The following is a 3,352-nucleotide window of genomic DNA, read 5'->3' as shown; positions in this document are numbered from 1 at the left end:
AGGTTGGTACCGGCACCGTTTTAACTATCCGGTCAACGCGGACCCATCTACGCCGCGCCAACATGTGGTCGCTACGCTTTTTACCACATGTTGGCACAACGCAGCTGGGCCGGTTACCTCAGCGTTATGTGGCCGTCGAATCTGAACTAATATCTGGTGAATGGTTGAAATACGTATTATTAATAGTATCGCTTGCCTTTTCATTGGCAGCATCAAATGTAAATTCATCCAAGGTTGATTGTGAGTTAACTGAAGAGTACAAGTCTGCCCGATTAGAAGTAAGAGAAATTGTGTTTGGTAGAGATAACGATTATGCAAGATGCAAAGATTCAGCTAATTCACATGCTTTTTGGATAGCTATGTCAAAATGCGCTAATGCGGGAGATGGTAAGAACGTGGGCGGCGGATGCGCTCATCTAGTAAATTATGGCAATTATTTTGAATCTCCAGATACAAGTCACTGTAGCGTTTTTGAGTTTAAACCTTCCAAGGAAAGTGCTACTAAATTACTAAATGAATTAGTAAAACAAAGACAAATTGCTAAATGTGTTGGTGGCACATAACAATTGCATCAAGCATCGTTCCGGCCGTTGGCCTCCACTGGACGGCGCTACGCGGCAAAAAATAGTGCATTCGCTATTGCTCATTTTTGCACTATTTTTCACCACGCACCGCCGCCGCTTATGCAGGCGTTATGTGCATGGGTAGTATCAGCAAGTAAGGAGAAATAAATTGATATCAGACTTGGTATTTTTACAAGGTCATGCACCTGAAGAAGTGATTGATGGTGAAACTATTTACGAAAAAGGTAGCTGGTTTCAGGCAAAGAACATCGACATCATTCCACTCTCAAAACTTGGCGAGATGCTAGGTGTTTCAGATTATGACTCTTTAATGAAAGAATTTGTGCCAGCAATAGAACCTGAAGGAGAGTCTGTACTGTTGGCTTTCCCTAATATTCTTCAAGAGAAGCTAACCACAATTTCTGATGATGAAATAGAGAGTGTTGCGATAGAATGGTCAAAGATTGAGGAATTTTGGAGCTCTGCTCCAGTAGAAGGATTAGTGGATTATTTAAAGCGGGCTCGTGAATTTCTATCTCAAAGTAAAGAATCAGTTTATTTATTTTGGAGCTGCTAAATAAGAACATAACAAGTGCCGGCAACCGACTGCAAAAACAGTCACTTGTTTTGCTAAAAACCAGCAAAACAACCGCCAGTCTTCGCAGCGGCTGCGGCAGTCGTTATGCAAAGCCGGGCATATTTCTATAGTCCAACTTAAATATATTTAGATTGATCATTATGATTTCAGAATCAGATTGGAAAAAATTCAAAAAAATTAGAGAAAAGGCATTAGACAAATTCTGTTCATTAGCGCTTGAAGATATACAAGAGGCACTAAACAAAAAGGATGCGGACGCACATTCCAGATATCTTTATGTCTACAAAATAGTAGAAAATAATGACAAGCGTCTGTCTTTGATTTTTGATGATTATCGCAGATCTAAGGCTCGAATACAGCTTGCGTTAATGGTTAGTAGCGACCTGGTTGATGAGCAGGATTTAAATGTATTATCTGATGATCTTCAGGAATTCATAGCGAAAAATGGGTGATCATTCAAGGCTAGTAATTCGGTGTATAGCATTTACCAATTCATAATGCATAACAAATGCATCAAGCATCGTTCCGGCCTTTGGCCTCCACTGGACGGCGCTACGCGGCAAAAAATAGTGCATTCGCTATCGCTCATTTTTGCACTATTTTTCACCACGCACCGCCGCCGCTTATGCAGGCGTTATGTGGGCGGTTTCATCTGAGTTCGGAGCGTTGAGATTTTAGATTTGGGAAAGTGATTCGCCACAGGGAATGGAGTATGGCTACTGTAGAAGATCATTATGAAAATGTACTTTCAGAAATATATTCTTGGATGTTTGGTGGATTCGAAAGTGGAATTCAAAGGAATGTTGAATTTATTGAACGACATAATCTAGTTCCAGCTCAGTCGAAAATAGCGATTGATCTTGGCGCTGGTTGTGGGTTTCAAACAATTCCCTTAGCAAGTAAAGGATACTCAGTTACCGCAATTGATTTTGATGCAAGCCTTTTAGACGAATTGAAAGCCAACTCAGGCAATCTGACTATTCAATGCATCCGGGATGATTTAATCAACTTCAATGAATATGTGGCAGCAGATATTGAACTAATTGTATGTATGACTGATACGCTGCTTCATTTAGATTCAAAAGAAAAGGTCGACCTGCTTTTCTCGAAGGCTTTTTCCGCTCTCGAAGCTAGAGGCAGGTTGGTTATTACATATAGAGATCTATCATGCGAGTTAACTGATACAGATCGAATTTTACCTGTAAAAAGCGACGAAAACACTATTTTCACATGCTTCTTAGAGTATGAGCGTGAAACTGTAAAGGTTAATGATATTGTTTATAAAAAATCCGATAATGGATGGGATCTATTCAAGAGCTTTTATCGAAAGCTTAGGTTATCAAATAAATGGGTTTTGGAGCACTTGTCACTTGCAGGTTTTAATGCGATTAGTTCAAATACTGAAAATGGAGTTACTACAGTCATAGCAACGAAGTAATCACACACATAACAATTTGGTGCGTTGCGTTTAGAATTGATTAAGTGGGGATAAAGTGCAAGAACCTGTAATACAGGAAGAACAGACAGGTTGTGGTATTGCTGCTGCCGCGAACATTCTGGGTTTAACCTACTCAGATATGAAGGCTATTGCCAATAACTTGGGTATCTTTGCATCAGACAAATCATTGTGGTCAGACACCCAGTATGTGCGTCAAATATTAAATAGGGAAGGCGTTGAAACTTCGAATAATGAAATCCCTTTTGTCAGTTGGGACATGTTGCCGGATCTAGCTCTACTATCTATAAAGCATTATGAGGAAGGTGGTAAGGAATTCTGGCATTGGGTTGTATTTAAACGGGTAAATGGCGTTCCATTTGTATTGGATTCAGCAGACTATCTATCCGAAAATATCCGACAGGATTTTGATGCTATGATGCCCAAGTGGTATATCGAGGTTAAAAATGCATAACAAATGCATCAAGCATCGTTCCGGCCTTTGGCCTCCACTGGACGGCGCTACGTGGCAAAAAATGGTGCTTTCGCTGGCGCTCATTGTTGCACCATTTTTCACCACGCAGCACCGCCGCTTATGCAGGCGTTAAAATCGAGGTTGGTTTTGATAGCTAAATTTGGATTTCGCTTCGCCTGATAGATCTTTGGCAGTGGCAATATAAAATGAAGCGCGGGCTAGTTTTTTCAGTTTGCCCTGGCTCTACCACTCGGAAATATCGAGTCTGCACTTGGGTGGTG

The 3,352-nt window shown here is 40.8% G+C and carries 5 protein-coding genes; all 5 read left to right on the top strand.

Annotated elements, in window-relative coordinates:
- Nucleotides 1-563, top strand: a 563-nt coding sequence (locus D9N13_RS11820) for a hypothetical protein (protein WP_290589951.1), incomplete at its 5' end; no start/stop codon positions are given.
- Between the two features lie 169 nt (nucleotides 564-732).
- A complete protein-coding gene (locus D9N13_RS11815; protein WP_290589948.1) occupies nucleotides 733-1,140 on the top strand; it encodes a hypothetical protein in 408 nt (135 codons plus the stop codon).
- A gap of 161 nt (nucleotides 1,141-1,301) precedes the next feature.
- A complete protein-coding gene (locus D9N13_RS11810) occupies nucleotides 1,302-1,613 on the top strand; it encodes a hypothetical protein (protein ID WP_290589945.1) in 312 nt (103 codons plus the stop codon).
- A 260-nt stretch (nucleotides 1,614-1,873) separates the two neighbouring features.
- A complete protein-coding gene (locus tag D9N13_RS11805; RefSeq protein WP_290589942.1) occupies nucleotides 1,874-2,599 on the top strand; it encodes a class I SAM-dependent methyltransferase in 726 nt (241 codons plus the stop codon).
- Nucleotides 2,600-2,654: 55 nt separating this feature from the next.
- Nucleotides 2,655-3,071 carry a hypothetical protein gene (locus D9N13_RS11800; protein WP_290589938.1) on the top strand — a complete coding sequence of 139 codons (417 nt, stop codon included), beginning with the start codon at nucleotides 2,655-2,657 and terminating at the stop codon, nucleotides 3,069-3,071.
- Nucleotides 3,072-3,352: the final 281 nt, after the last annotated feature.

Origin of the sequence: Ketobacter sp. GenoA1, from assembly GCF_003671475.1 — a bacterium.
In the GTDB taxonomy this organism is placed as follows: Bacteria; Pseudomonadota; Gammaproteobacteria; order Pseudomonadales; family Ketobacteraceae; genus Ketobacter.
Note: the sequence above shows the minus strand (reverse complement) of the source record. Positions and strands in the feature narration are given on the sequence as shown.